A 26,247-nucleotide genomic window follows, 5' to 3' on the forward strand; every position below is an offset into this window, starting at 1 on the left:
GATGACGGACGTCCGGACGAAACGTTTCGGTCTGGCACTGGTCATCACGCTCATCGTGACGCTCATCGGGGCGCTGTTACCCGGGCCGGCGATCGCGGGGCCGGCGCAGTCGCTGCCGGCGCAGTACGCGCTCGGCTACGACCCGTCGGCGCCGCCGGGGCGTGGCTTCACCGCACCGACATTCACCTTCGACGACCCCAGCGGCATCCTCGACCTGCCCGAGCCGCCGGACCCACGGACATCGCCCGAGCAGTACCAGATCTACGAGGACTACCTCGACGAGCTCGGCCCGCCCGCGAACTACACCTCCGGCAGCCCGACGCACTTCTACGCGCGCTGGAAGCTTCAGCTGGCCTCGGGCAAGAAGACCACGTTCCGGGCCTACCGGGCCCAGTACGTGAACATGACCAAGAACCGGATCCGGGGCAAGCAGGGGTTCGAGCCGTTCGTCCGCGGCCAGGAGAAGACCCTGTTCGACGGCGGCGGCTGGCGGTTCGACCGGACCGTCCCCGGCACCGGGACGGACGTGCGGCCGGATGCGTTCAGCGACGCCGATCCCTACTTCTTCGAGTTCAAGTCCAGCGAGGACCTGCGCAACGACAACGGCAAGCAGCTGTCCGGGCTGGTCAAGATCGCCGTGGCGAAGAACAAGACCGGTGTCGTCCTGTTCCAGAAGCCGCCGTCGGCGGGCGCGCTGCGGGAGATCGACGAGGCCAACCGGGCCCTGCCGGAGAACAAGGGCATCGCCGCCGGCCAGCCGCTCAAACGCGTGGCGATCGTGGCGCGCTACTACCCGGCGACGGCCGTCGCCGTGCCGATACCCGACGACAAGACCGACAAGGCCGGGAAAGCGGTGCCGACCCGGCCGAACTGGAATCCGCCGGCCGGCGGCGGGACGGCCGCTCCGCCGGGCGGCAGCCCGATCACCGGCGGACCGTCCGGCGGCGCGCTGGCCGCGCCCGGCCAGCACAGCGCCGACGGCGGACTCAGCGACGCCGTGGCGGCATCGCCCGACTCCGCTGACGATGCCGCCCAGCGGGCCGACGCCACCCAGGACATCGCCACCCAGGACGCCAAGGAACTCGGCCCGGACTACGACCCGGGCGACGCCACCGCCAACCCCCTCGGCGGGGTCGACTTCTCCACGCTCCAGCTGCGCTACGTCTCCGACTCCTACCAGGGCCACGCCGCCCAGTTCGCCTTCAAGGCCGACGCCACCCCCGACGACCAGCCCTCCTACGGCGGCCAGCAGGCGGCCAAGCTGGCGTCCGACTCCTTCTTCGTCTGGCTCGAACTGCCGGTCGACGCCTTCACCGTCAACCTCAACCCGGACGAGCCCGAGCGCATCATCGACAGCCAGTTCGGCCGCACCGACGCCGGCCGCGTGCTGCTCCAGGCCGACCTCCAGATGAAGAAGACCACGGCCCAGCTGATCGACCCGGACACGCCGCTGGGCCGCCAGTTCTGGGACAGCCTGCACGGCGGCGAGAACAAGTGCCTCTCGTCCCGGTCGTGGATCGTGCCGGGCACGGCGACCGTGCACGACGACGGCAACGAGCTGTACATCCTGGACGCGCCACTCACCGTCAAGACGGAGAGCGACTACCTGTCCTCGACCGGCGCCGGCGACACGTCGTGCGCCAGGAACGCCGACTCCGAGTACAACCAGGAGATCTACCGCAGCACGATCCTGCCGCTGATCCAGCAGAAGGTGAACGAGGCGCCGGAGTACGCCGACCTGCGCCGGGTGTACTTCAGCCGGGTCGCCGCCCAGTGGTACCGCGACCGGGCCCGGACCAAGCACACCGCCTACTCGGACCTGGTCGACAAGGGCAACATCAGCCGCTGGGTCACCCGGGAGAAGTGGACGCCCAAGGACACCTACGACCTGTACGTGAAGTCCTACAAGGAAGGCGAGTTCCACCGCACGTACACCACGACCCAGGGCGACACGGTGCTGACCGAGACCTACATCTTCGGTGGCGTCGACTTCAGCACCATCAACGAGAACCACCTCGGCGGCGGCGCGTTCGACGGACAGCAGCCCGGGCTGCCGCAAGCCGTGACCAACGCGCAGATCGGCGCGGTGTCCGGCGACGGCGGCAAGAACGTCTGGCTGGGCGGGCTGACGGCGGACCGCCAGATCACCGAGTTGGCCTTCAGCCCACCGACCGCGGCGCCGTCCACCACGATCTTCTACGTCCTGGCCGGCGCGCCCGTCCTGGCCTGGCTCCTGGCCGGCGCGTGGATTCTCGTGCGCCGCCGCCGGTCGGCGGCGTTGGGGGTGCGTCGTGACCATGCCCCCGGTGTCCCTCGCGCCCACGCTTCGCCGAGAGCCGCAACCGGCCCTGGTCACCCTGGCCTGCTACCTGCTGGCCGGGGTCGCGACGTTGCGACTGGTGGCCGCGATAGCGGCGTTCTTCGCCGTCCCGGAGTTCGCCTGGCTCTACAGCCAGCAGTACGGCGACGACCAGCGCGGTCAGCTCGCGGCCGTCGGCATCGTCGGCCTCGGGTTCAGTTCCCTGCTCGTCGCCGGCGTGTTCCTCGTGCTGGCGCTGCTCGACGGCGTCGGGAAGAACTGGGCCCGTGTCCTGACCTGGATCACCGGCGTCTGCACCGTCATCGGAACCGTGATCGTGCTCGCGGTCGACATGGCCGGCGGCATCGCCTGGTACCGGCAGTTGACCGTGACCATCGCCTGGGTGACGGTGGCCTTCGCCATCGGGGCGCTCGTGTTGCTCGCGCTGCCGCCGTCCCATCGGTACTACCGGCCACTCCGCCACATCCCGCCACCCGTATGGCCGCCAACGGTATGGCTGCCACCGCCGCCCGGGTACCAGCCTCCATCCGGCTACGGTCCCTGGTACGGCTCGCCACCGACGCAACAGCCGGGTCCGGGCTGGCCGGGCACCGCACCGCCGCCGATGTCACCGCCCGGCACCGACGTGCGACCCCCGGACAACGGCATGGCCTGACGCCCCTGCAGCCGGCCGGCGCACGACCCGCGCTCATCGCACGGAGTGCGTCCGCTGCCGCTCCCGACGCCGCCGAGCCGAACCAGAATCGCCCAATGGCAAGGCAGGGCGTACTCATCACCGGCGGCTCCACCGGCATCGGTCGGGCCCTGGTCCGCAGGTTCGCACTCGGTGGACACCGCGTGTGGTTCACCTACCGGTCCAACCGCGAGGCGGCCGAGGCGCTGGCCGACGAGCTGGCGGGGACGCGGGCGTTCGAGTTCGACCAGGGCGACTGGGAGAGCCACCGCCGGCTGCACGACCAGCTGCCCGGCCCGGTGGACATCCTGATCAACAACGCCGCCGTTGGCTCGCAGACCGTACGGCGGTACGTCACGGGCTCCACCGAGCAGTGCGACGCCGCGTTCCTCCAGGTGAACAGCGTCGGTCCACTGTGGCTGGCCCGCGCCGTGCTGCCGGGCATGCTCGAACGCGGCCACGGCAAGATCGTCAACGTGGCCAGCGTCGGCGGCGGGGTCGCCACCTTCCCCGACTTCCACATCGCCGACGGCATGAGCAAGGCGGCGCTGGTCTACCTCACCAAGCACCTCGCCGCCGAGCTGGCGCACGAGCCGGTCGACGTGTTCGCGGTCTGCCCGGGCGCGGTGCAGACCCCGATGCTCCAGGCAAGCCTGCTCGACGGGCTCGACGGCGCGGAGCTCGACGACCTCTTCCGCCGGCTGCCGGGCCGGCGGCTGATCAGCCCGGACGAGGTCGCCGAGCTGATCTGGTGGCTGTGCCGGGACGAGGCCTCGCTGCTGCACGGCGCGGTGCTCGACGCCTCCCTCGGCCTTGGCGTGCACCCGGGTCTGCTCACCGGCGGCGCGATGGGGCACGCCAGCAGCACGACCGCGAGGAGCGTCGCCTGATGGTGTCCAGACGCGCCGCGGCGCTGTCCGCCCACGCACCGGCCATCGCCGCCGCCCACCAGCGGGTCGAGCGGGATCCCTATGACCCGCAACGCAATCCGTCCGGCTACCTGAATCTCGGCACGGCGGAGAACCGGCTCCTGTGGGATCTGCTGGCACCAAAGGTCGCCGCGGCAAGGGAAATCGGGCCGCGGGACGTGCGATACGTTCCGCTGCACGGTACTCCGCGGCTGCGTGCCGCGACGGCCCGGCTGCTGTCCACGACCTGGCACACGCCGGTGGATCCCGACCATCTCGTCGTGGTGAGCGGCGCGAGCGCCGCGCTGGACATCGTCGCCAGCATCCTGTGCGACCCCGGCGAGGCCATCATCGTGCCCGCTCCGTACTACAGCGCGGTCGAAGTGCTGTTCACCGGGCGATCCGGGGCCCGGCTGGTGCCGGCGCCGCTGTCCCCGACGTCGGGCTTCGCCCTGGACGCCTCGGCAATCGAGCAGGCGATCGAGCGGACCCGGGCGGACGGCACCACGGTGCGGGCGGTCGCGATCACGTCACCGTGCAATCCGACCGGCAACGTGCATACGGTGGCCGCCTTGCGGGAGGTGCTGGCGGTCGCGGAGCGGCACGACGTGGACCTGATCGCCGACGAGATCTACGCCAACTCCGCGTTCGGCGACCGGCCGTTCGTGAGCGTGCTGGATCCTTTGGTACGGGGCGAAAGCCGCGCACGCATCCATACGATCTGGGGATTCGCCAAGGATTTCGGGCTCTCCGGGCTCAAGGCCGGGGTGCTGCACACGGAGCGTCCGGACGTGCTCGCCGCGGCCACCGCCCTCGCCTACTTCGCCCCCGTCTCCAGTGACACGCAGGCGCTGCTGGCCGGCCTGCTCGACGACCAGGCCTGGGTTTGCCTGCTGTTCAAGGAAAACCGGGTCCGACTGGCCGAGTCCTACCGGAACGCCGCCGACTGCCTCGACAACCTGGGCATCCCCCACGTGCGGCCGGCGGCCGGCTTCACCATCTGGGCCGACCTCAGCCGGTCGGCCGGCGACAGCGCGGCCGAACACCGGCTCTGGCAACGTATTCTGGACGAGGCCAAGGTGAACCTGGTCCCCGGCAAGGCCTTCGGCAGCCCGGCGGCCGGCTGGTTCCGGCTGTGCCACACCGCGGACCCGGCCCACGTGCAGGAAGCGCTGCGCCGCATCGGACAGCTGTCATGACCGGCGCCATGGGCCGCTGGCACGAGCAAGCCGGGGTCCGGTCCGGCGTCCGGCGGACCTTCCACGAGGAGGCCGAGGCCGGCAAGGTGTTCTTCCCGGAACGACTGGTGCCGTACCTGTCGCACGAGGCCGTGGGCGAGCTGCCCGACGAGCGACGGCGTGAGCTGACGGTGCGCCACCTCCACCAGTTCCTGCTGTCCACCGCCCACCTGGAGACCCGCGTGGTCAACCGCGGGGCCGAGCTCATCGCCAACGGCCGCAGCGGGTTCGAGCTGCCAGCGTCCAGTCGGCTCGACGCGTTCAAGGTGTACTGCGACGAGGGGTACCACGCGCTCTACAGCCTCGACCTGGCCGAGCAGATCGGCGCCGTCACCGGCGTCGCGGTGCCGGACTGGGACTACGGCGGTTTCGTCGACCGGCTCGCCGATGTCGCCGCCACCACCCTCCCCCACCACCGGCGGCTGGCCGTCCTGCTCCAGGTCGTGGTGTTCGAGACGCTGATCACCGCCGTGCTGCACGAGATTCCGCACGACGACACCGTGGTGACGGCCGTCCGGGACACCGTGCGCGACCATGCGCTGGACGAGGGCCGTCACCACCGGTACTTCACCGGGTTCTTCCACGAGCTCTGGCGTCAGCTGGACGCCCCGACCAGGGCCGAGGTGGCGTTCGCGCTGCCCGCCCTGCTCCGCGGCTGCCTGCTGTGGGACGTGGAGCCGGTTCGCTCGTCGCTGGTGCTGGCCGGCCTCGACAATGCCACGGCCACCGCCGTTGTCCGCGACTGCTACGGCGGCGACGTCGGTGACGAACGGATCCGGTCCATCTGCCGGTCCAGCCTCCGGATGTGCGAGTCGGCCGGCGTGTTCGCCGTGCCCGGCGCCCTGGAACACTTCGCCGCGCACGGCCTGATCGACGGGAGTGCATCCTGATGCCCGCCTACGGCACCTACCTCCAACTGCCCGCGCTGCTTGACCACCAACGCCCGCACGCCGACGCCGACGGGCACGACGAGCACATGTTCATCACCGTGCACCAGGTCTTCGAGTTGCTGTTCAAGCAGCTGCTGCTCGAACTGAGTGATGCTCGGGACCGGATGCTCGCCGGGGAGGCCTACCTGCCGCGCAGACGGCTGGAACGGGCCGTGGTCATCCAGCGCTCCCTGCTGGCCCAGTTCGACGTGCTGGACACCATGGAGCCGCAGGACTTCGCCGCGTTCCGCGGGGCGCTCGGCAGCGGCAACGGCGGCCAGTCCGCCCAGTACTGGGAACTCGCGCTGCTGTCCGGCGCCCGCGACGACAGCTGCCTCGACCGGCCCTGGTACACCGTCCAGGAGTGCTCCCGGCTGCGCCGCCGCTACGAGGAACCGTCGCTGTGGGACGGTTTCCTGGCGCTGCTGGCCGACGCCGGCTTCGATGTCGCCACCACCGCCCGCCGCGCCGCCGCGTGCCGCCGGCTGGCCGCCCGCACCGACCAGCACCGCCAGCTCTGGGATCTCGCCGAGGCGCTCGTCGCGCACGACCAGAGCTGGGCCTCCTGGCAGAGCCGGCACCTGCTCACCGTGCAACGCCAGATCGGCCGCAAGAGCGGCACCGGCGGCACCTCCGGCGCCGCCCACCTCAGGTCCCACCTCGACAAGCGGTTCTACCCCGAGCTGTGGGAGCTGCGCGCGGCCCTCTGAAACCGGTCAGCTGTCCCAGACCTGGACCTGGCGCTGCCAGGCGATCTTGCCGTCGGCCAGGCCGGCGACGCAGAGGCACTGCACCCGGGCGCCGTCCGGGTAGGTGCAGGCGACCTCGAAGGCGATGCGGTCGCCGGCGGCGACGGTGGTCCGCACCTCGTGGACCATCTCGCGGTCGCACACGTCCTGGAAGTACCCGCGCAGCTCGTCGGTGCCGCTGACGACGCGCGGCCGGCTCGGCGGGTTGAGCTGGTCGGCGACGGTGACCACGGCGTCGGGCCGGTAGCAGGCGAGTTGCGCGGCGGCGTCGCGGCTCTCGATCGCCCGGGTCAGCGCGGCGGTGTCGAACGTCAGTGTGCTGGTCATCGGTCCACTCCTTCATCGGGACGGAATCGGATGCACCCAGCCTGCGCGGATGCCGTCAGGGCCCCGTCAACGGCGCGTCAACGGCGTACCGTCACTGCATGCTCCGCGTGCGGGTGCTCGGCGGTGTGTCCGCCACATGCGACGGGCGGCTGACCCCCGAACCCGGGAGTCGGCGCGCGGTGGCCCTGCTCGGCTGGCTCGCCTTGCACCCCGGACTGCGCTCGCGAGCCGAGGTGGCAGCGGCCCTGTGGCCGGACGTCGTCGACGCCAGCGCGCGACAGAGCATGCGCAGTGCGCTGTGGTCGCTGCGCCAGGTGCTGCCGGATGAGGCCTTGCTGACCACACGCGACCGCGTCGGGCTGCACGCGGATGTCGATGTGGACGTGCGCGAGTTCGACGCCCTGGTCGCCGCGGGCGACGTGGCCGCGGCCCTCGATGTGGACGCCGGTGAACTGCTCGCCGGGCTCGACGACGAGTGGGCGCTCATCGCTCGTGACGAGCACCGGGCCCGCGTCGGCGCGCTGCTGCGCGGGCTCGTGGACACCACCGACGACCGGCGGCAGGCGGTGGCGTGGGCACGGCGCGCGGTCGAGCTCGATCCGCTGTCGGAGGAGTCGGCCCGGCTGCTCATGACGTCGCTCGCGGCGGCGGGTGACAACCCGGCGGCCTTGGCGGTCTATCGCACACTGGGCGATCGGTTGCGCCGTGCGCTGCGGGTCTCGCCGGCCGAGGAGACGTGGCGGTTGGCCGAGAGCATCCGCACCCGCGCTGCCGCCGGTCCGGCGACGAGGACACGAGCCGGGCTCCTGCCGCTGGTCGGCCGCGACCGCGAGCTGGCTGCGCTGGCCACGGCCTGGACGGCAACGCGCGCCGGCCATGGCGGCATGGCGCTGGTCCACGGCGAGCCGGGCATCGGCAAGACCCGGCTGATCGCGCAGCTGGTCGAGACCGCGGGTGCCGCGACCGTCGCCGTCGGTGCGGCCCCCGAGCTCCCCGGACCGCCGCTCGCCCTCTGGGTCGACGTCTGCGGCGCGCTGCTGCGCCGGCTCGACCGCCTGCCGAACGCGCCGTGGGTGGCCGCGCTCGCGCCGTTGCTGCCGGCGCACGTGCCGCCTGACCCTGTCGTGGTGGCGCCGGCCCTCGAGCAGGCCCGACTGGCCGAAGCCGTCGTCGCCCTCATCACGGAGTGCGCCCGGCGCGAGCCGGTACTCCTGGTGATCGAGGACGTCCACGCCGCCGACGACGCCAGCCTGGCCATGCTCGCCCACGTGGTTCGCCGGGCCGCCGAGGGACGCACGCTCGTCGTCGTCACCCGCCGAACGCGGCCCCGACGCGACCGTCTCGACGCCCTGGAGCAGGCCAGCCGCCAGAACGGACTGCTGCGCACCGACATCGCCCTGGTCCGGCTCGACACGAGGGCCATCGCGCGGCTGGCCCGACTGGTCGGCGAGCTGGACGACGACGCCGTGGGCGCGGTGGTGCGGGGCGCCGACGGCAATCCGCTGCTCGCGGTCGAGGCGGCGCGCGCGCTGGCCGGCGGTGATCAGATGCCGGCCGGCCTGCGCGGCGCGGTCCGTGCCGCGATGGCGCGGCTGACCGAACCCGTCAGGGAGCTGGTACGGACGCTGGCCGTCGCCGGGCGCGACGTCGACCTCGCCGTCGCCGCCCGACTCGCCGGTGTCGAGCTCGCCACCACCCTCGCCCCCGCGGAGGACCAGGGGCTGCTGGAGTGCACGGGCGAGCGAGTGCGGTTCCGCCACGCCCTGCTGCGCGAGGCCGTCTACGCCGATCTGCCGGCGGCCGAGCGGGTCGAGCGGCACCTGCGCGCCGCGGACGTGCTGCGTGGGGAGCAGGACCCGGCCGGCGCCGCCGCCCATCTACGGGCCGCCGGTCACCTGCACGACGCCGGTGCCCTGCTGCTCGAGGCCGCGGCCCAGGCGCGAGCGGTCGGCGCGCACGCCGAGGCGACCGAGCTGCTCGAAGAGGCCCACGCCGCGCTGCCGGACGATCCGGCACCGGCGCTCGAGCTCGCCGACGTCCTGGCCTGGCGCGGTCGTGCCGCCGACGCCCGCGCCGTGTTCGCGGCCGCGCTCCCGCTGATCGAACGCCACGGCGATCCGGCGGCGATCGCAGATGCGCACCTGCGCTTCGCCGAGTGGCACTACTCCCCAAGCTGCGAGCCGCGCGTAGCCGTCGAGGCGTGCCACCGCGCGCTCGCCGTGATGGACGGCGCCGGCGTCGACCTGCTCGAGCTGCGCTGCCGCATCCTCGCCATCGACGCGTGGTGCGAATCCATCGGCGGCGACCTGGACGAGGTCGACCGCGTTCTGGACCGTCTGCGCGACCTCGCCGGGGACGAGCCGAACGACCCCGAGCTGGCCGCGGCGGTGGCGCGGGCCCGCTCGTTCGCGCTGCTGCGGCGTGGGAGCTTCGCGGACGCCGTGAGCCCCGGTCTGCACGCCGGCGAGCTGGCCGAACTCGCCTCCCGGCCCGACCTCGCCTACACCGGATTCTTCAACGCGGCCTTCGCGCTCGCCTTGTCCGACGACCTGGTCGGCGCCCTTGGCGTCCTGGACCGCATCCTGGCCGCCGTGCGTGGGCACGGGCTGTTGGCGCTCGAAGCCCGGATCCTGGTGGCGCGGGCCTGGGTCCTGGTGCGACTGCGGCGTCTGGCCGATGCGGCCGAGGCAGCCGCCCAGGCCCGACGCACCGCCGACCGCCTCGACGCCCCCGACCTCCAGGCCTTCGTCGACGGCGAGCGCGGTCGGGTCGCGCTGCGAGCCGGCGACCTCACCGCCGCCCGCGACCTGCTCGGCGCCGCGCTGGCCCGGCCGGACGCCGGGATCGGCCGGCCGCTCGCGCGGTTGCAGCGCGCCGAGGCGCTGGCCCGGCTCGGTGCGCTGGACGATGCCGAGGCGGAGGTGATGGCGACGGCGCTCGAACCGGTCAAGGCGGGCGACTGGCCGGACACGCTGGTGGCGCGCATGGCGGCGGTCGAGGGCCTCATCGCCGTCGGGCGCGGTGACACCGTGCTGGCCCGCCGCCGGCTCACCGAAGCCGCCGACGGGTGGCGGCGGCGGCTCAGCCCGGCCCAGCTCGGGCAGCGGATGACCGAGGTGATGGTCGACCTGGGGCGGCCGATCATCGGCGCCGTGATCCCCTCGGAGGAACTGGCCGTGGTCGAGGCCGATCTCGCCCGGCTCGGCGTCGTGTCGGAGGTGTGAGCGTGCCGGACTTCGACGACCAGACCACCACGAGCGCCTCAGCGGTCGCCGTGTGGAAGATCCTCTACGACCCGCTGCGGTTCCCGGAGTGGTGGTCGGGCATGGCGACCGTCCGCCCCGGCGATGCGAAGGGCGGCACCGCCGAGGTCACCATGTGGCCGGAGGGCTACCCGGACTTCCCGATGCCCCAGCACGTCGCCGCCACCGCCGAGCAGCGGCGCGTCGTCGTCTCGTGCACGATCTCCGACCTGGTGTTCGAGTGGCGCCTCGAGCCGGTGGGCCCGGGCACCCGCATCGCCGTGCACGTCGAGATCCCGGAGCGCGAGGCGGCGCGGTTGGCGACGCAGCGCGAGATCATCGGGTCCGCGCTGCGCCGCCTGGCCGCACTGGCCGAGTCGGCCTGACCTACGGGGTGGCTTCGAAGATCAGGTTGAACGGCGTGCTCGTCGCCGTGTGGAAACCGGTGAATCCGCCCTGTCTGACGGCCGCCTCGATGCGGGCCGGGCCCGCCTGCGCACCCAGGCACGCGCCGCCGTCCTGCGCGCGTGACGCCGGCACGCAGATCAGCGTCGATGCCGAGTAGAAGATGCGTCCGACCGGGTTGAGGTTGTCGGTCAGGTCGTCGCCGGCGTTGGGTTCCACGATCAGCCAGCTGCCGTCCGGGGCCAGCGTCGACCGGACGTGCCGGGCCGCGCCCGCCGGGTCGCCCATGTCGTGCAGGCAGTCGAACATGGCGACGAGGTCGTACCCGTCGCCGGGGTAGTCGGCGGCGCCCGCGACCTCGAAACGCACCCGGTCGGACAGCCCGGCCGCGGCGGCCAGCTCCCGGGCCCGGTCGATCGAGGCCTGGTGGTAGTCGAAGCCCACGAACGTCGAGCGTGGGTAGGCCTCAGCCATGATCAGCGTCGAGGCGCCGTGCCCGCAGCCGACGTCCGCGACCCGCGCGCCGGCAAGCAACTTCGCCTCCACGCCGGTCAGCGCCGGGATCCACGCGCTCACCAGGTTCGCCGCATAGCCGGGCCGGAAGAACCGCTCGGTGCCTTCGAACAGGTCGGCGTGGTGCTCGTGCCAGCCGAGACCGCTGCCGGTGCGGTACGCGGTCTCCACCCGGTCCACGTCCAGGTAGGCGGAGCGGACCACCTGGAACGCACCCGGGAGGTACGTCGGGCTGTCGGGATCGGCCAGGCAGGCCGACTGGGCCGGCGTCAGCGCGAACGTCCCCGCCGACGCGTCGTAGTCCACGTAGCCGCCGGCCGCCTGACCGCGCAGCCACTCCGTCACGTACCGCTCGTCGAGCCCGGACTCGGCGGCGACCTCGGCCGGGGTGGCCGGCTGCCGCGCCGCCACCGCGCGGTACAGGCCCAGGCGGTCGCCGAGGATGACCGTCGCGCCCGCGACCGCCGCTCCCATGTCGACGACGAATTTGCCCAGGAACTCCTCGATCTGCGCCTGCGTCGGCGCGGGGACGGTGCTGGTCATCAGGGCCTCCGGTGTCTGCGTCGGACACGGCTCTCGCGTCCTGCCCGCCCCACGGTCGGCCGCGACCGTCAGGACACCGTCAACCCCGCGTCAACGGCATAAAACCCTTACGCCGTCAGAGAAAGCCGGGGCGGCCGGAATCACCCGGATGCGGCCGGCCCGTCGGCTAACGCCGGATACACCGGCCGCGATCATGTGACGGTATGCGCCGTTGCCCAGCCAATTGGCCCTTCAATCAGATCCGACGCGGGTGAAGGTCAGCGATGACGGAGATCGAGAAGCCGGATCAGGAACAGTCCCGACAGGTGTCGCAGGGGGACTACGTCAAGGCGCTCAGCGATGGCGTCACGCTGCGGATGATCATCGGAACAACCGTCGTGGTGGCATCGGGCCTGGCCATCATCGCCTTGTCGTACGCACCGTTCTTCGGTCCGGCCGAGGTGTCCTGGCTGACTTTCGGCGTGCGCCAGGTGGGATCCGGACTGCTGGTGGTCGCGACCGTCAACGTGGTGCTCCAGATATTCGTCGAACGGCATCGGCAGCAGTTGTCCAGCGGGCTCGAGAACTTCATCAAGAAGGACGTCAACCGCGACCTGCGGGGAATCCGCGCCGATATCGAGGATCAGGCCAAGGTGTTGCTCGCCGGCTCGGCGACGCTGGCCGCGCTGGTCACGTCCGGCGTCAACCGGGTCTACGCCTCACGCAGCGATGCCGTCGAGGAGATCAAGCGCGACATGGAGGCCGAAGGGGTCCAGCGGATCCGCATCATGGGCATATCGCTCAACGATTTCCTGCGGATGGACCAGCGGGACAACCTCCATTCCGTGTGGCGGGTGGTGAACAGCTACATCGCGGGCGCGCGGGCGATCCGGCAGGACCTCGACATCAAGGTGCTGATCATCGATCCGCGGTGCTTCGGGGCTTTGCTGCGGTCGTACGGCGAGATCCAGGAGCACGACCAGCTGTCGGGCCGCCTCGACCTCGATGTCGAAGCCACCGCCAACGAACTGCGCAGGCTCGTCAACGACACGGCCCGGGCGGGCGCGTCGGGCGAGGGCACGGGCCGTGTCACCTTCGATTTCCGGCTGTACCGGCTGGCACCGACCACGTTCATGTGCGCGACGGACCGGGTCAGCTACGTTCAGCCCTACTATTTCTGGCCAAGGCGCCAGTTCGACGTGACGCTGCCGTTGATGCGCCTGGAAAGGACTCCGCTGCACAAGGCCATGGCCGACCACTTCGACCTGGTGTGGCGGACCGCGTCGGTCGACGGCGCGGCCTGGGCCGACGCGAACGAGGTGGGCATCGACAAAGGCGCGCTGGAGGTCGGCACCGCCAATGTCTTCGTCGGGTCCAACCTCGGGTACAACCGGATGTGCTGGCTCATCAGCCATGCCCGGGAACGCGTGTGGATCCAGGGCATTTCCCTCAAGTCGTTCTTCGAGTGGGGCAGGCTCAACGCCGCGCTTCGCCGTGCCCTGGACAACGGGGTCGAGGTGCGCATCCTCCTCCTCGACCCCGACTGCGAGCAGGCGAAGTTCCGTTCCTACCGCGAACACGACCTTTCCGACCACTGCGAGCGGCGCAACGCCTCCTATGCGGACTATCTGAAGAACGAGCGCTGTCACGCCGAGTCGTCGCTGGTCCACGACACCAACGTGACCATCAGCAAGGTCCGCGGCTCCCTCGGCCCCAAGATGGGCAACAACACGCGACTCTACTCCTCCTCTCCCTCGTGTTTCGTCCTCATCGTCGACGACGAGGTGCTGGTCGAGCAGTACCACTACGGCAAGGCCGTGCCGCCGGAATTCCGGCGTGAGGACCAGGCCGCACCGCCGATCCTGGGCAAGGACATGGCGCTGGTCGAATACTCGAAGAACGTCAGCACGGTCGTGACGTCCGACGAATCACGGCATCCGCACGATCTGCTGGTGGACCATTTCACCTTTGTCTACGAGCACTGCTCCGTCCCGCTCGGCGTGCACACTCCCGGAGCGCGGTAGGCCGAGTAGTCCCAACCCGTGCAGGAAGTCCAGGTTGCCCGGCGCCGCGCCCCGGCCGAGCACCAGGGCACGCGGGCCGTCGGTCCGCCGATTGTCGTCGGAGTGCACCGCCAGATAGATGACGGGATCAGCCTTGCGCGCGACCAGGTAGCGGTACGTCGTCACACCGCTGGCATCGGTCGCGCAGGCGCGGACGACAATGTGGTCTCCGGTGCGCCGAGCCGTGACCAGGACTCCCTCGGGCTTGCGGACCCGGAACGTCACTCCCGCACCGGTGTCGACCACGTAATGGTGGCCGTGGTCGGTGAGACCGAAGACGGAGGGAGCCCGACGGGACACGCGCTCTGCCATCATTTGTGCTCCTCGGGTGGTCATGCTGGACGTTAGACGTACCCGAGCACTCCACACAAGGCGGCAAGAGTTGTCCCGAATGGACTCGGGGCCGTCGAACGACTCGAAGCCCCAGGTCGGATCATCCTATCTGGACCGCAATCGCAGCCTTGTTTCCACCGCAGCCTGTCAAGCATTGTCGACGTAATGCCTCGGCGACGAAGGCTGCGATGGTCCGTCGGGTGCCGTGCGGGGGCAGGCGTGACCCTTTGGACCACAAGGCACAGTGAAAGTTTCACGCCCGGACGGCGGCCATCACAGGGCTTTCCTCGATCATCCTTGAAATGATCTCCAACACCGGCTTCGATGCGGTAAACGCTTTCCGCGCCCCCTGGTTAGGACGCCTCATGAGAAAGCCACTGTGGTGGCCCGCTCCGCTCGTCGCCGCAGCGGTGATCGGCCTCGCGGCGACGACCGTCGCCCTGCCGTCCGGGCAGCCCGCTGCCGCGTCGCGCTGGGTGGACACATGGACGGCGATGCCGCAGCTCACCGAGCCGGGCAACATGCCGCCGCCACCGTTCACCCAGCCGAATCTCGTGCTGGCCAACAGCACGGTGCGGCAGACGGTCCACGTGACGACCGGCGGACGGCAGCTGCGGCTCCAGCTGTCCAACGCGTTCGGCGGGACCGACCTGCCCGTCACCGCCGTCTCGGTTGCGCTCCCGGCCGACGGCAAGGCCGGTGTGAGCGCGATCAAGCCCGACACCAGCCGGACGGTGACCTTCGCCGGCCAGCCCTCGGTCACGATCCCGGTCGGGGCACTGGCCGTCTCCGACCCCGTCGACCTCCCGCTGGCACCGCAGGCGAACCTCACCGTCACGCTCTACCTGGCCACCGGCCAGGCGTCCTCGAACATCACCTCGCACCCCGGCTCCCGCACGACCTCCTACCTGGTGGCGGGCAACCACCTGGCCGACGCCGACCTGTCGGGCGCGACCCCGGTCGACCACTGGTACTTCATCAGCGCGGTGGAGGTGGCCTCCGACCCGCACGCCGCGGGCGTGGCGATCGTGGGCGACTCGATCACCGATGGCCGGGGCTCCACCACCAACGGCAACGACCGGTGGCCGGACGAGTTGTCGGCACGGCTGCAAGGCAGCGGTGTCTCGGTGCTCAACCAGGCGGCCGGTGGCAACCGCGTCCTGCATGACGGACTCGGTCCCAACGCCGTCGGCCGGTTCGACCGCGATGTCCTGGCCCAGGACGGAATCAACTGGGCAATCGTGTTCGAGGGCGTCAACGACATCGGCACCGCCACCGCGGATCCGACCACGCAGCACCAGGTCGTCCAGAACCTCATGGTCGCGTACCAGCAGATGGTCACCCGCGCCCACTCACACGGCATCCGGGTCTACGGCGTGACGATCACGCCGTTCGGCGGCAACTCCTATGACGACCCGACCGGGTATCGCGAGGCCGCACGGCAGAGCTTCAACACCTGGATCCGCACCAGCCACGCGTTCGACGCCGTCGTCGACTTCGACCGCGTAGCCCGAGATCCTGCCCACCCTACGCAGCTGCTGCCGGCGTACGACACCGGCGATCACCTGCACCTGAACCCGGCCGGCTACCGCGCGCTGGGCCAGGCCGTCCCGTTGGGGCTCTTCCGGTGACCGCGACACGACTTCCGCACGCCTTGCTTGCGGTCATCGCATCAGTCGGCCTCGTGGCCGGTCCTAACGCACACGCAGCCGCGACAAAGATCTCCGACACGCAACTGGATCCGACCGCGCTGTACTTCGTCTCCTACGACGGCCTGGTCAACAACGATTCCTTCCAGCAGAGCGGAATCCTGTCCTACGCCGGCTTCCAGTACGCCACCTGGTACACCGCCGACCGCAGCGCCGTGATCGCCCGCCGCCAGGAGCCGTCCGGCTCGTGGAGCACGATCAAGCTGCCACATCAGCTCTCGACCGACGACTCGCACAACGTCATCTCGCTGGGCATCTCCCCCGCCGACGGACGACTGCACGTCGCCATGGACACCCACGACAATCCCGTCTACTACACCGCTTCGATCGCCGGCCTGGCCTCACACCCGGCTGCGCACGCCTGGACGACCGCCGATTTCGGCCCCATACAACGGACTCTGGGTGGCGTCGACCTCGGATCGATCACCTACCCGCAGTTCCTCGTCACGCCGAGCGGTGCCCTGCAACTGTCCTACCGCACCGGCGCATCCGGCAACGGCACCAACGAACTGGCCGAATACACCGGCGGCCGGTGGACCAAACTCGGCAAGTGGCAGTCGGCCACCGGAAACTACACCGGCCCCAACGGCGTGGTCAGCACCACCCGCAACATGTACCTGCACGGCATCGACTACGCCCCCAGCGGCCGACTCTATGCGACGTTCACGTGGCGCGAAGGCAATGCCGGCATCCTGTGCGCAGCCGGAGGATTGTCCAATCACGACACCGGCTACGTCTACAGCGACGACCGCGGCCGAACCTGGCGCAACAACGCCGGCACGGTCGTCGGCTCCACCGGCGGGAAGCCGGTCTCCATCGACACGCCCGGGCTGGTCGTCGATTCACTCGGTCCCGATCACGGCCTGATGAACCAGGAAAGCCAAGCCGTCGACTCGACCGGCGCCGTCCACGCCCTCATCAGCTACGTCCCCGGCCGCTTCACCCAGTGCGTCACCAACTACCAGGCGGATCGTCAACGCAACGGCCGCACCTTCTTCCTGTCCAGGGCGGCCGACGGTTCCTGGTCCAAAGTGGAGATTCCCGTGCCGTCCGGCTCCACCCAGCGGTCGAAGCTGGTCTTCGACCGGTCGGACAACGCCTACGTGGTCATGCCCTTCGGCCGGATCGTGGCCGCCACCAAGGCCAGCGGCTGGACCGACTGGACCCAGGTCTTCGGCCCCGACCAACTCGGCGCCTTCGGCGAGGTCGACGTGGACACGTCTCGGGTCCGCAGCGAAGGCGTGATGTCGGTGCTGTACCAGAAGGCATCGACCGGCGCCACGCCGTCGCCGATCCGCGTGGCCGATTTCCGGCTGGGGTGAGCCGTCACGGGATGCGGCGGCTCTCGGGCGGGCCCAGGTAGCTCGGCCGGAGCCCGCCCGTGTCCACCACCAGCTTCTGTACCACCACGGTCGGGTCCACCATCCACAACTTCAGCACGTGCGGGCCTGCGGCGGTGATCGTGTGCCTGGTCGCGGAGAGGTTGACGTTGTCGGAGATGGTCCACTCCCACTGCCGGTTCATCGCGGTGGAATCGACTCCCGTGGCCTGGATGATGTCGACGACCTGCGGCGGCGCGCTGTCGAAGGACACCGCGTAATGCAGCCCTGGCGAAGAGAGGACATTGCTGCGTGGCGACAGGAAGGCCCACACCGTCACGGTTCCGGTGGTGAACAGGGTCATCCGGTACTCGAGGCGCGGACCGTGCCCCGGTGGCTGAGACGCCACTATACCGGGGTAGGGTTTCATGCCCGACCCGGTGCGGCCGATGTCCGGGATGCGGTGCCAAGCCGCGGCCGGCGTGTTCACGCTGGCCGTGAAGTGATCGGCTTCCATGGACACGTACCCGTTGGCCTCTACGAAACCGTTGCGCCAGCCGGAAGGCAGCGATCGGTTGGCGACCACGGCCTGCACGGTCACGGAACGGCCCGCGCCGGTGACGACGATCGGGACCTGGGTGGTTCCGCTGGGCGCCTTGCTCCAGTCGACCCGCAGCGTCGCACGCACCTGCTTGACGACCTGGCCCCGCGCCGGCTGCACCTGAAGCCACGGCACGCCAGGCGTGATCGTGTAGGCGAAGGACGTCGTGCCGCGGTTGAAGACGTCGATGTACTGCGCGGGCTGCGACTGGAACGGGCTGAACTCCGGCAGCACAGGAGTCCACTCGGCCGGCCACCAGCGGTCCGATCCGTCAACGGCCACGCCGAGTTCGGCGCCGTCGACCGGGGTGATCCGCCGCACGGCGGGGAAGAGCACGTCCGGAATGGCGGCGTTGTTCAGCTGTGGCTGCTGCCAGGAGGCGTCCTTGCCGTAGCGGGCCACGTCGCCGTAGTCGATGTGCGGCTGGGTCTGGAAGCCACGCCACTTGCCGCCGGCGATCTTCGTGTTGAACCGGTCGGCCAGGGCGACGTCGTCGGCGAACCGGGCCTCGGCCGTTGCCGCGAGGTCATTGGCTGAAGCCCGACCTTGCGCGGCGTAGAGGATGTTGGTGAACTCGGCCTGCCGCAACGCATACAGGTTCGCGCCGGCCTTGACTTCATAGCCCACCAGCTCGTAGTAGGCGTCCTGGTAGGCCGCCGGCAACGCGCCGGCGATCTGGTCCGAGCGGGCGGCCAGCTGCTGCCACTCCGCGGTGACCCGGTCGAGTTCCTGGTAGTCGGTCAGGCTGAACGGGCCGGCCTGGTCGTCGTAGACGATCGCGGACTTGTCGGTGGCGGGGTCCTTGCCCGGCGTGATGGTGATCTTCCGGTTGAGCAGTTCCGGCTTGCGGCGCGACTGAAGCCGCCCGTAGGTGTGCAGAACACCGGCGATCGCGGCCGCGTTCCGTGCGCCGAAACTCTGCGCAGCGTACTGCTGCTCCCAGGCCGGTACGTCCTCCACGGCCAGCGGTTTCCACGCGAAGTCGAGGAAGAACTGCAACGGCAGCTCATTACCCTTCAGGTCGCCCACATTCGCCACCCACAGGCGATCGACCCCGTAAGTGGCGGCCTGGTCGAGCTGCTCCCGGACGTTGGCGATCAGCGTGGTGTCGACCCACTTGTAGCAGCGGGCCGCGCCGACGTAGTCGAAGTGGTAGTACAGGCCATATCCGCCGGCCCGGGGCGGCAGCGACGGGTCGGGCAGCTTGCACATGTTCCCCCAGTTGTCGTCGGGGAACACCACGGTGACGTCGTCCGGTGGCCGCAGTCCCTGCTGCCAGTAGCGCAGGACCTCCTTGTAGAGCGTCCAGACCTGGGGCGTGGCAACGGGATCCCGGCCGGTCACCTGCGTGAGGATCGCGCGCTGGGCGGCGATGATCTCCTGCATCAGGTCCTTGCTGTCGCCGTCGGGCAGCGAGGTGTCGCCGTTGCCGCGCATGCCGACGGTGACGACGCCCTCGATGTTCTGGTCGACCATGCGCTTGATGCCGTCGGTCCAGTACGCCCGTAGCGCGTCCGGGTTGTGGCGGTAGCTCCACTCCCCCGTGCCGCCGTAGGCGTCGTGCCCCGGCGTGACGATGGTGCCGTTCGCGTCGCGTACCGCGGCGACGGCGTGCCGGTTCCACTCCTCGATGCCCCGCAGCATGGGCGCTTCGTGCGAGGTGCCCATGACAATGCCGTACTTCGTCGCGGTGGCGTGGTTGACCGGGTCATCCTCGGCGAAGGCCCGGCCCCACACCGCCGGCCACAGGTAGTTGGCCCGCAGCCGGAGCATGAGCTCGAAGACCTTCTCGTAGAACTTGTGGTTGAAGCCGTCGGCATGTCCCGGCGCGAGCCCCGGACCGAAGAAGGCCGGCGCCCAGGTGCCCAGCGCCGGATTCTCGTCGTTGATGAACAGCCCCCGGTACTTCACGTGTGGCGTGCCGAGGCTGTGCCGCCCGGCCTGCACGTGGAGCTCGTCCTGGTGCGCCACCGGCACGTCGTCCCAGAAGTACCAGGGCGAGACGCCGATCTGGCGGGAGATCTCGTAGGTGCCGTAGATGGTGCCGCGCTGGTCGCTGCCGGTGATCACCAACGTCTGTCCGACGACCTGGGTGAGCGAGGTCTCCCACTGGCCGGCGATACCGCTCACGTCCAGGCGGCCGGCGGAGATCAGGTCCCGCACGAGCGGGCTGCGGTCGATGGATCCGATCAGCACCACCCTCGCCGCAGCGGGTATCGCGTCGACGTGCAGTTCCGGCCGTATACCGGTGACGCGTTCGATGTCCGCCTGGAAGTCGGCGGCAACCCGTTGTACGCCAGGATGGTCACTGCTGCTGACCACCAGCGCGGCGGCCTTCTTCCCCGCCACCAACGGGAAACTGCCGGCGTTGCCGGTCGCGGACACGTAGCTCGGCGCCGCGAACGCCGTTCCGGTTCCCGTCGCGGCCGTCCCGGCGGCGAGCACGCCGAGCAGCCGCAGGAAGTTCCGCCTGGCCAGTTCGGTCATCATCATGAACCGTCTCCTGACAGGAGAATCGAGCGTCCCGAGTGGACTGATCAGTAGGTGAGGGTATCCCGCGTTCACCGGGCGGTAATCCACCGTCCGGGCTAGCACGGCGCGACCGTGCTCCGAAACTCACCGAAAGTCCTGGTGTGTTCGACACATTCGACGACGGGTCGCCGAGCCCGCATCGAAACGTTTCCGAATCACCCGAGCGGATCCGTTGGCAGCGCGTCGAAGTCGCTACAGTCCGGGCATCGGCCGGCGCCGCCCTGCCGCCGCCACAAGGATATGAGGCCCGATGTCGCGCCCCGCCCGCCCCCTGCGCCACCCCACCTGCACCTTCAACCAGCAGCAGCGCAACGGGATCCTCAACGGCCCCTACGCAGGCTTCCTGCACTGACGGAGAACTCCATGAAACGGCTCTCACTGCTCATCGCCGCGGTGGTCATGCTGGCGGCGGCTCCGCCGGCGCAGGCACTGGGCAACGGCCTGGCCAAGACCCCGCAGATGGGGTTCAACGACTGGAACGCCTACGGCTGCAACGTCTCCGAGGCCCTGATCAAGTCAACCGCGCAGGCCATGCACGGCAACGGCATGCAGGCCGCCGGCTACCAGTACGTCAACATCGACGACTGCTGGCTGACCCACAACCGTGACGGCAACGGCAATCTGGTGCCGGACCGGGCCAAGTTCCCCGACGGCATCGCCGGCACGGCGAGCTACGTGCACTCCCTCGGCCTCAAGATCGGCATCTACGAGGACGCCGGCACCGCCACCTGCGCCGGCTATCCCGGCAGCCTCGGGCACGAGCGGCAGGACGCCAATACCTTCGCGTCCTGGGGCGTGGACTACCTCAAGTACGACAACTGCAACAACACCGGGGTCAGCGCCCGGTCCCGCTACACCGCGATGCGCGACGCGCTCGCCGCCACCGGGCGCCAGATCCTGTTCAGCCTGTGCAACTGGGGCCAGGAGAACGTCTGGACCTGGGGTGCGGGCGTCGGCAACAGCTGGCGCACCACCGGCGACATCTCGCCGTCCTTCAGCTCCATGCTGGGCATCTTCCACGCCAACGTGCGCCTGGCGTCGTACGCCGGCCCCGGCGGCTGGAACGACCCCGACATGCTGGAGATCGGCAACGGCATGTCGACCACCGAGGACCGGGCGGAGTTCAGTCTCTGGGCCGAAATGGCGGCGCCGCTGATCGCCGGCACGAACATCGCCGGCGCGAGCTCCAGCACCGTGAGCATCCTGTCCAACAAGGCCGTCATCGCGGTCGACCAGGATCCGCTCGGCAAGCAGGGCACGATGGTGTCCTCATCCGGCGGTCACGACGTGCTGGCCAAGCCGCTGACCAACGGCGACGTCGCCGTCGTGCTGTTCAACGAGACCGGCTCCACCGCCACGATCAGCACCACCACGGCCGCGATCGGCAAGGCCGGAGCGGCCAACCTGGTCAACCTGTGGTCCGGCGCGACATCCACCACCACCGGCGCCATCTCGGCCTCGGTGCCGGCGCACGGCGTCGTGATGTACCGGGTCTCCGGCAGGTGAGGAAGCGGCCATTCCAGCACCGACGGGGAAACGACGTGTCCCCCTACCCCGTGGGTGAACCCCCTGTTTGCGGTCGCCGGTGATTGTGCTCGTTTCGCCACCGAATTACGGTCGATATCGCCCATAGCCGGGCGGGAATCCGGGACACAATTCGCGGGAGGCTGTGGTGGCTGGCTGCGTCAGGAAAGAGACGGTCGGAATCGTCGGGCTCGGCTCGTTCGGCCTGGCCTTCGCCGAGCTTCTCACCGAAGCCGGGATTGCGGTCGTTGCCGTGGACTCCGATTCCGCGGCCCTGGAACGGGCGAGGGCCCGATCGGTGCCGGTGGCCACCGAGTTGTCGGCGCTGTCGGCCGCCTCCGTGGTGATCGAGGCCGTGGCCGAGGACGCGGAGGTCATGGGGGCGGTGCTGCGGGCGGTCGCCGCGGTCTGCGCGCCGGACACGGTGCTGGTTTCCACCACGTGGTCGCTGTCGCTGCCGGCATTGGCGACAACGTCGACTCGGCCGACCAAGGTGGTGGGCCTGCGCCTGCTGACGCCGCCGGTGCCCGGCACCGGCTTCGAGGTCGTCCGAACCACCATGTCCGACAACGACTCCGTGCACGCACTGAAGGCGCTGCTCGGCCGGCTTCCCTTGCACGAGAAGACATTCGGTCCGGCCCGACACCTCGCACGGGACCTGCTGCTGGCGTACCTGAACCGATCGGTCGCGCTGTACGAAGCCGGCTACGCCACCCGCGAGGACATCGACACCGCGATGCGGCTGGGCTGCGGCCTGCCGACCGGCCCCCTGACCCTGCTGGACCGGATCGGCCTTGACGTGGTCGAACGTGGACTGTCCGACCTGCACCGCCGTACCGGCCGCGCCGCGCATGCCCCGGTCCCGCTGCTGACCGCGATGGTGCGGCGCCAGGAACTGGGCCGCAAGGCCGGCAAAGGCATCTACGACTACGACCTGTCCGGCGCGCTGGTGCCGCCACGGCGGCACCAGGCCCGGGAAGCCACGCCGCGCGAGGTCACGAAGATCGGCATCGTCGGCTCGGGCACCATGGCTCGGGGCATCGCGCAGGTGACGGCGCTCGGCGGTCTGGACACGATCCTGTTGGCCCGTAACCAGGAGAAGGCGGAGGTCGCTGTCGAGGCGATCGACGCGGCGATGGTTCGGGCGGTGCGGCGCGGCCAGGTGACCCCGAAGCAGCGGCGGGCCGCCCTGGCTCGGCTGCACCCGTCCTCGGCGATGTCGGAGCTGGCCGACCGCGACCTGGTCATGGAGGCCGTCGCCGAGGACGCGGCCGTGAAGGCTGAGCTGTTCCGGCGCCTGGATCGGGTCTGCCGGCCCGGCGCCATCCTCACCACCACCACGTCCAGCCTGTCGGTCGGCGACTGCGCCGACGCCACCGAGCGTCGCGGCGACGTGCTGGGCCTGCACTTCTTCAACCCGGCGCCGGCCATGGACCTGGTGGAGGTGAGCCGCACCGAATCCAGCAGCGCGGACGCCCTGGCCACCGTCCACGCGCTGGCGCGGTCACTGGGCAAGACGCCGGTCGACTGTCCCGACCGCGCCGGTTTCATCGTGAACTACCTGCTGTTCCCCTATCTGAACGACGCGGTGCTGCTGGTCGAGGCCGGGGCCGCGGGCGTCGAGGAGATCGATGCCGCGGTGGAGAGCGGGCTCGGGTACCCGATGGGGCCCTTCGCGCTGATGGACACGATCGGTCTGGACGTCAGCGAGGCGATCCAGCGGCGGCTGCACGAGATCAACCACGACCCGGACGTCAAACCCACGACGATGCTGACCGAGCTGACCAAACTGGGACGGCTGGGCCGCAAGGTCGGCGGCGGCTTCCACAACCATCCGGCGCGGGCGTTCATGGATGCGCAGGGATAGTCGCACCACGAAGCCGGCCCCGTCGTCCCGGTAGGGACGACGGGGCCGGCTTCGTCAGAGGGTGTCCAGCCAGTCGTGGACCAGGGCGGCGGTGGCGTCGGCGTTCTCCGCGACGATCGTGCAGTGGTCCCCCGGCACCGTCGCCTCGGTGTGCGGCAACGGCCAGTGCGTGCGCCACTGCCCGGTGAGCGGGGGCAGCGTGGGGTCGCCGGGAACGCAGTCCTCGGGCCGGACGAACAGCGTCGGCGTGGTGACCGGCGGCGGCGCCCAACCGCGGAACATGCGGCGGTAGGCGCCGATGGCGGTGATCGACGTGAAGTTCAGCTTGGTGAACCGCGAGCGCCGCTCGTTCACCTCGTACGTCATTGCCTGGCGCAGGGCGACCGACATGCCGTCGGGGAGGTATGTGTCGAGCAGCACGAGGCCCTGGGCCGGTGTGCCGAGAGCCTCCATCCGGGCCGCGACGCAGTGCGCGAGCCAGCCGCTCGACGAGTACCCCAGCAGGGCGAAGGGCGCGCCGCCGACGCAGTGGGCGGCCGACTCGGCCAGCACATCGATGAGCACATCGATGCTCTCGGCCAGCGGCTCGCCCTTGAGGAAGCCGGGAACGGCCACCATGCTCAGGTCCCGGCGGTCCCGGAAGAAGCTGGAGAGCCGGACGAACTGGAGGGTCTGCTCGACCGGCGCGAACGGCGGGAAACTGATGACGGCGAGGCCCGGCCCGGTGGCGAGTCGCACGAAGCGGGTGCCGCTCGGCGCCTCGGCGGCGCTGGAGAAGCGGTCGCGCAGGCCGGAGGCGCTGCTGAGGAGGTCTTCGACCTCCTCCATCCGGCCGCGCAATGCGACCATGCGGTAGATGGCGGCGAAGGACTCGTCATCGCCGGACACGACTTGCCCCTCATCCGCGGGACGGCTCGGGCCGTCGAGCTCGGCCGCGAGGAAGTCGCGGACGGCCGTCACCGTGGGGTGGTCGAAGACGAGCATCACGGGCAGCGTGAGCCCGGTGGCCAGGCCCAGCTTGTTGCGGACCTGCACCGCGGACAGCGAGTCGAAGCCGAGTTCCACCAGCGGCTGGTCCAGCACGATGGCGGACGGGTCCGTATGACCGAGCACCTCGGCGATGGTGGCCCGCACCAGATCGTCCAGGACGGTTGCCCGCTCGGTCGACGACAGCCCGGCCAGCCGGCCCCGCACATCGCTCTGCCCCACAACGGAAACGGTCGCCTCCCGCGGCCGCGCTTGCGACAGCTCGTCCAGCAGCGGGCGCCGACGGGCAGCGCCGTAGCCGGTCATGAACAGGTCCCAGTCCATGTCGGCGACGACGGCCGTGGGCTCGTCGGCGTCGAGAACCCGTTCCAGCGAAGCGAGAGCCTTGGCCGTGGGCATCGGGATCAGGCCCCGTCGCCGGTACTGCTGCTCGGCTTCCGGGCTGACCATGGTGGAATCGGCCCACACTCCCCACGCGACGGACGTCGCGGCGAGCCCGCGGGCGCGGCGCATCCGGGCGAGGGCGTCGAGATAGGCGTTGCCGGCGGCATAGCCGGCGTAGCGGCCGCTGCCCCACACCCCGGAGACGGACGAGAAGAGCACGAACAGGTCGACCGGGCCGAACAGCTCGTCGAGCACGGTGGCACCGGCAATCTTGGCACTGTAGACGGTCCGGAACTCGTCCAGGCTCATGTCCATGAGCGCGGTGTTCTGGCCGATGCCAGCGGCGTGGAAGACCGCGCGCACCGGTTCGCCGCGGTCCGCGAGTTCGGCCGCCAGGGCGGACATCCGATCGCGGTCGGCGACGTCGGCTGCGACGACCGCGACCCGGGAGCCGGCGTCCTCCAGTTCATCGACGAGCTCGTCGACCCCGGGCGCCTCGGGGCCGCGGCGGGACAGCAGCACGAAGAAGCACTTGGACCGCTCGGCCAGCCACCGGGCCACGTGCGCGCCGAGTGAGCCGGTGCCGCCGGTGATCAGCACGGTGCCGGACGGATTCCAGGCGCGGACCGCGGGTCGGGCCGGGGCCGGCAGCAACCGGCGCAGCAGAACACCGTTGTCCCGCAACGCCACCTGGTCCTCGACCACCTCGCCGGCGAGGATGCCGGCGAGCCGGCCGGCGCAGCGATCGCCCAACCGTGCCGGCAGGTCGATCAGACCTCCCCAGCGGTCGGGGTGTTCGAGGCCGACGACCAGACCGAGTCCCCAGCACGCGCCGGCGTGGGCGCTTCGCGGGGCCTCGCCGTCGCTCGTGCCGACTCCGCCTTGGGTCAGGCACCACAGCCGCGCGCCCGTCCCCGTGTCGCCGAGGGCCTGCACGAGGGTCAGCAGCGCGTCCGGGTGCTGGATCAGACTGACGACACCGGCCAGCATCGGCACGTCGGCCAGGGCGTCGGCCAGCGTCGCCTTGGCCTGCTCACGGTCGGTCCCGGTCCGCACCAACACGGTGTCGGCCAGGATTCGCGTCAGAACCCGCAGTGTGGCG

At 70.5% G+C, this 26,247-nt stretch carries 16 protein-coding genes; 11 read left to right on the top strand and 5 right to left on the bottom strand.

Annotated features, from left to right (window positions below):
* Nucleotide 1: 1 nt before the first annotated feature.
* The 4 genes from M3Q35_RS14165 to M3Q35_RS14180 are packed head-to-tail and all read left to right on the top strand — an operon-like array spanning nt 2 to nt 6,778.
* Nucleotides 2-3,883, top strand: a complete 3,882-nt coding sequence (locus M3Q35_RS14165) for an SDR family oxidoreductase (protein ID WP_273942204.1) — start codon at nt 2-4, stop codon at nt 3,881-3,883.
* A complete protein-coding gene (locus M3Q35_RS14170; protein ID WP_273942206.1) occupies nt 3,883-5,100 on the top strand; it encodes an aminotransferase class I/II-fold pyridoxal phosphate-dependent enzyme in 1,218 nt (405 codons plus the stop codon). The genes M3Q35_RS14165 and M3Q35_RS14170 overlap by 1 nt, the downstream gene beginning before the upstream one ends.
* The gene (locus M3Q35_RS14175; protein WP_273942207.1) at nt 5,097-6,029 is read left to right on the top strand and encodes a diiron oxygenase; all 933 of its coding nucleotides are present in this window, start codon (nt 5,097-5,099) and stop codon (nt 6,027-6,029) included. The genes M3Q35_RS14170 and M3Q35_RS14175 overlap by 4 nt, the downstream gene beginning before the upstream one ends.
* Complete coding sequence (locus M3Q35_RS14180) at nt 6,029-6,778, top strand: tryptophan 2,3-dioxygenase family protein (protein ID WP_273942209.1); 750 nt, start codon at nt 6,029-6,031, stop codon at nt 6,776-6,778. Before M3Q35_RS14175 ends, M3Q35_RS14180 begins: the two co-directional genes overlap by 1 nt.
* Before the next feature lie 6 nt (nt 6,779-6,784).
* Here M3Q35_RS14180 and M3Q35_RS14185 read toward each other — a convergent pair whose 3' ends face one another.
* Nucleotides 6,785-7,144: a nuclear transport factor 2 family protein gene (locus tag M3Q35_RS14185; protein WP_273942210.1), complete on the bottom strand. Its 360-nt coding sequence runs from the start codon at nt 7,142-7,144 to the stop codon at nt 6,785-6,787.
* Nucleotides 7,145-7,242: 98 nt separating this feature from the next.
* Between M3Q35_RS14185 and M3Q35_RS14190 the strand changes: the two genes are divergently transcribed.
* Nucleotides 7,243-10,368 carry an ATP-binding protein gene (locus tag M3Q35_RS14190; protein ID WP_273942211.1) on the top strand — a complete coding sequence of 1,042 codons (3,126 nt, stop codon included), beginning with the start codon at nt 7,243-7,245 and terminating at the stop codon, nt 10,366-10,368.
* Between the two features lie 2 nt (nt 10,369-10,370).
* Nucleotides 10,371-10,772 carry an SRPBCC family protein gene (locus M3Q35_RS14195; RefSeq protein WP_273942212.1) on the top strand — a complete coding sequence of 134 codons (402 nt, stop codon included), beginning with the start codon at nt 10,371-10,373 and terminating at the stop codon, nt 10,770-10,772.
* A gap of 1 nt (nt 10,773) precedes the next feature.
* Here M3Q35_RS14195 and M3Q35_RS14200 read toward each other — a convergent pair whose 3' ends face one another.
* Nucleotides 10,774-11,847 (bottom strand): class I SAM-dependent methyltransferase, encoded by a 1,074-nt coding sequence (locus M3Q35_RS14200; protein ID WP_273942214.1) that lies wholly within the window; start codon nt 11,845-11,847, stop codon nt 10,774-10,776.
* A 263-nt stretch (nt 11,848-12,110) separates the two neighbouring features.
* Here M3Q35_RS14200 and M3Q35_RS14205 point away from each other — a divergent pair, with 263 nt between their 5' ends.
* Nucleotides 12,111-13,850 carry a phospholipase D-like domain-containing protein gene (locus tag M3Q35_RS14205; protein ID WP_273942215.1) on the top strand — a complete coding sequence of 580 codons (1,740 nt, stop codon included), beginning with the start codon at nt 12,111-12,113 and terminating at the stop codon, nt 13,848-13,850.
* On the opposite strand, the gene M3Q35_RS14210 is transcribed toward M3Q35_RS14205, so the two are convergent.
* Nucleotides 13,755-14,204 carry a hypothetical protein gene (locus M3Q35_RS14210; RefSeq protein WP_273942216.1) on the bottom strand — a complete coding sequence of 150 codons (450 nt, stop codon included), beginning with the start codon at nt 14,202-14,204 and terminating at the stop codon, nt 13,755-13,757. The two genes, M3Q35_RS14205 and M3Q35_RS14210, sit on opposite strands and share 96 nt — an antisense overlap.
* Nucleotides 14,205-14,587: 383 nt before the next feature.
* Here M3Q35_RS14210 and M3Q35_RS14215 point away from each other — a divergent pair, with 383 nt between their 5' ends.
* Together M3Q35_RS14215 and M3Q35_RS14220 are read left to right on the top strand one after the other, a co-directional pair.
* Nucleotides 14,588-15,853, top strand: coding sequence for an SGNH/GDSL hydrolase family protein (locus tag M3Q35_RS14215; protein WP_273942217.1), 1,266 nt, complete (start codon nt 14,588-14,590; stop codon nt 15,851-15,853).
* A gap of 53 nt (nt 15,854-15,906) precedes the next feature.
* Nucleotides 15,907-17,253 carry a BNR repeat-containing protein gene (locus M3Q35_RS14220; protein ID WP_273942218.1) on the top strand — a complete coding sequence of 449 codons (1,347 nt, stop codon included), beginning with the start codon at nt 15,907-15,909 and terminating at the stop codon, nt 17,251-17,253.
* A 4-nt stretch (nt 17,254-17,257) separates the two neighbouring features.
* Here the strand turns inward: M3Q35_RS14220 and M3Q35_RS14225 are convergent, their stop codons facing one another.
* Nucleotides 17,258-20,344 carry a glycosyl hydrolase 115 family protein gene (locus tag M3Q35_RS14225; protein WP_273942219.1) on the bottom strand — a complete coding sequence of 1,029 codons (3,087 nt, stop codon included), beginning with the start codon at nt 20,342-20,344 and terminating at the stop codon, nt 17,258-17,260.
* 402 nt (nt 20,345-20,746) lie between these two features.
* On the opposite strand from M3Q35_RS14225, the gene M3Q35_RS14230 reads away from it, so the two are divergent.
* Both M3Q35_RS14230 and M3Q35_RS14235 read left to right on the top strand, forming a co-directional pair.
* On the top strand, nt 20,747-21,889 hold the full coding sequence (locus M3Q35_RS14230) for a glycoside hydrolase family 27 protein (RefSeq protein WP_273942220.1): 1,143 nt from the start codon (nt 20,747-20,749) through the stop codon (nt 21,887-21,889).
* Nucleotides 21,890-22,055: 166 nt separating this feature from the next.
* Nucleotides 22,056-23,774 (top strand): 3-hydroxyacyl-CoA dehydrogenase family protein, encoded by a 1,719-nt coding sequence (locus tag M3Q35_RS14235; RefSeq protein ID WP_273942221.1) that lies wholly within the window; start codon nt 22,056-22,058, stop codon nt 23,772-23,774.
* 54 nt (nt 23,775-23,828) lie between these two features.
* Here M3Q35_RS14235 and M3Q35_RS48865 read toward each other — a convergent pair whose 3' ends face one another.
* The gene (locus M3Q35_RS48865) at nt 23,829-26,135 is read right to left on the bottom strand and encodes a type I polyketide synthase (RefSeq protein WP_420704776.1); all 2,307 of its coding nucleotides are present in this window, start codon (nt 26,133-26,135) and stop codon (nt 23,829-23,831) included.
* Nucleotides 26,136-26,247 lie beyond the last annotated feature (112 nt).

This window comes from Kutzneria chonburiensis (genome assembly GCF_028622115.1).
Lineage (GTDB): Bacteria > Actinomycetota > Actinomycetes > Mycobacteriales > Pseudonocardiaceae > Kutzneria > Kutzneria chonburiensis.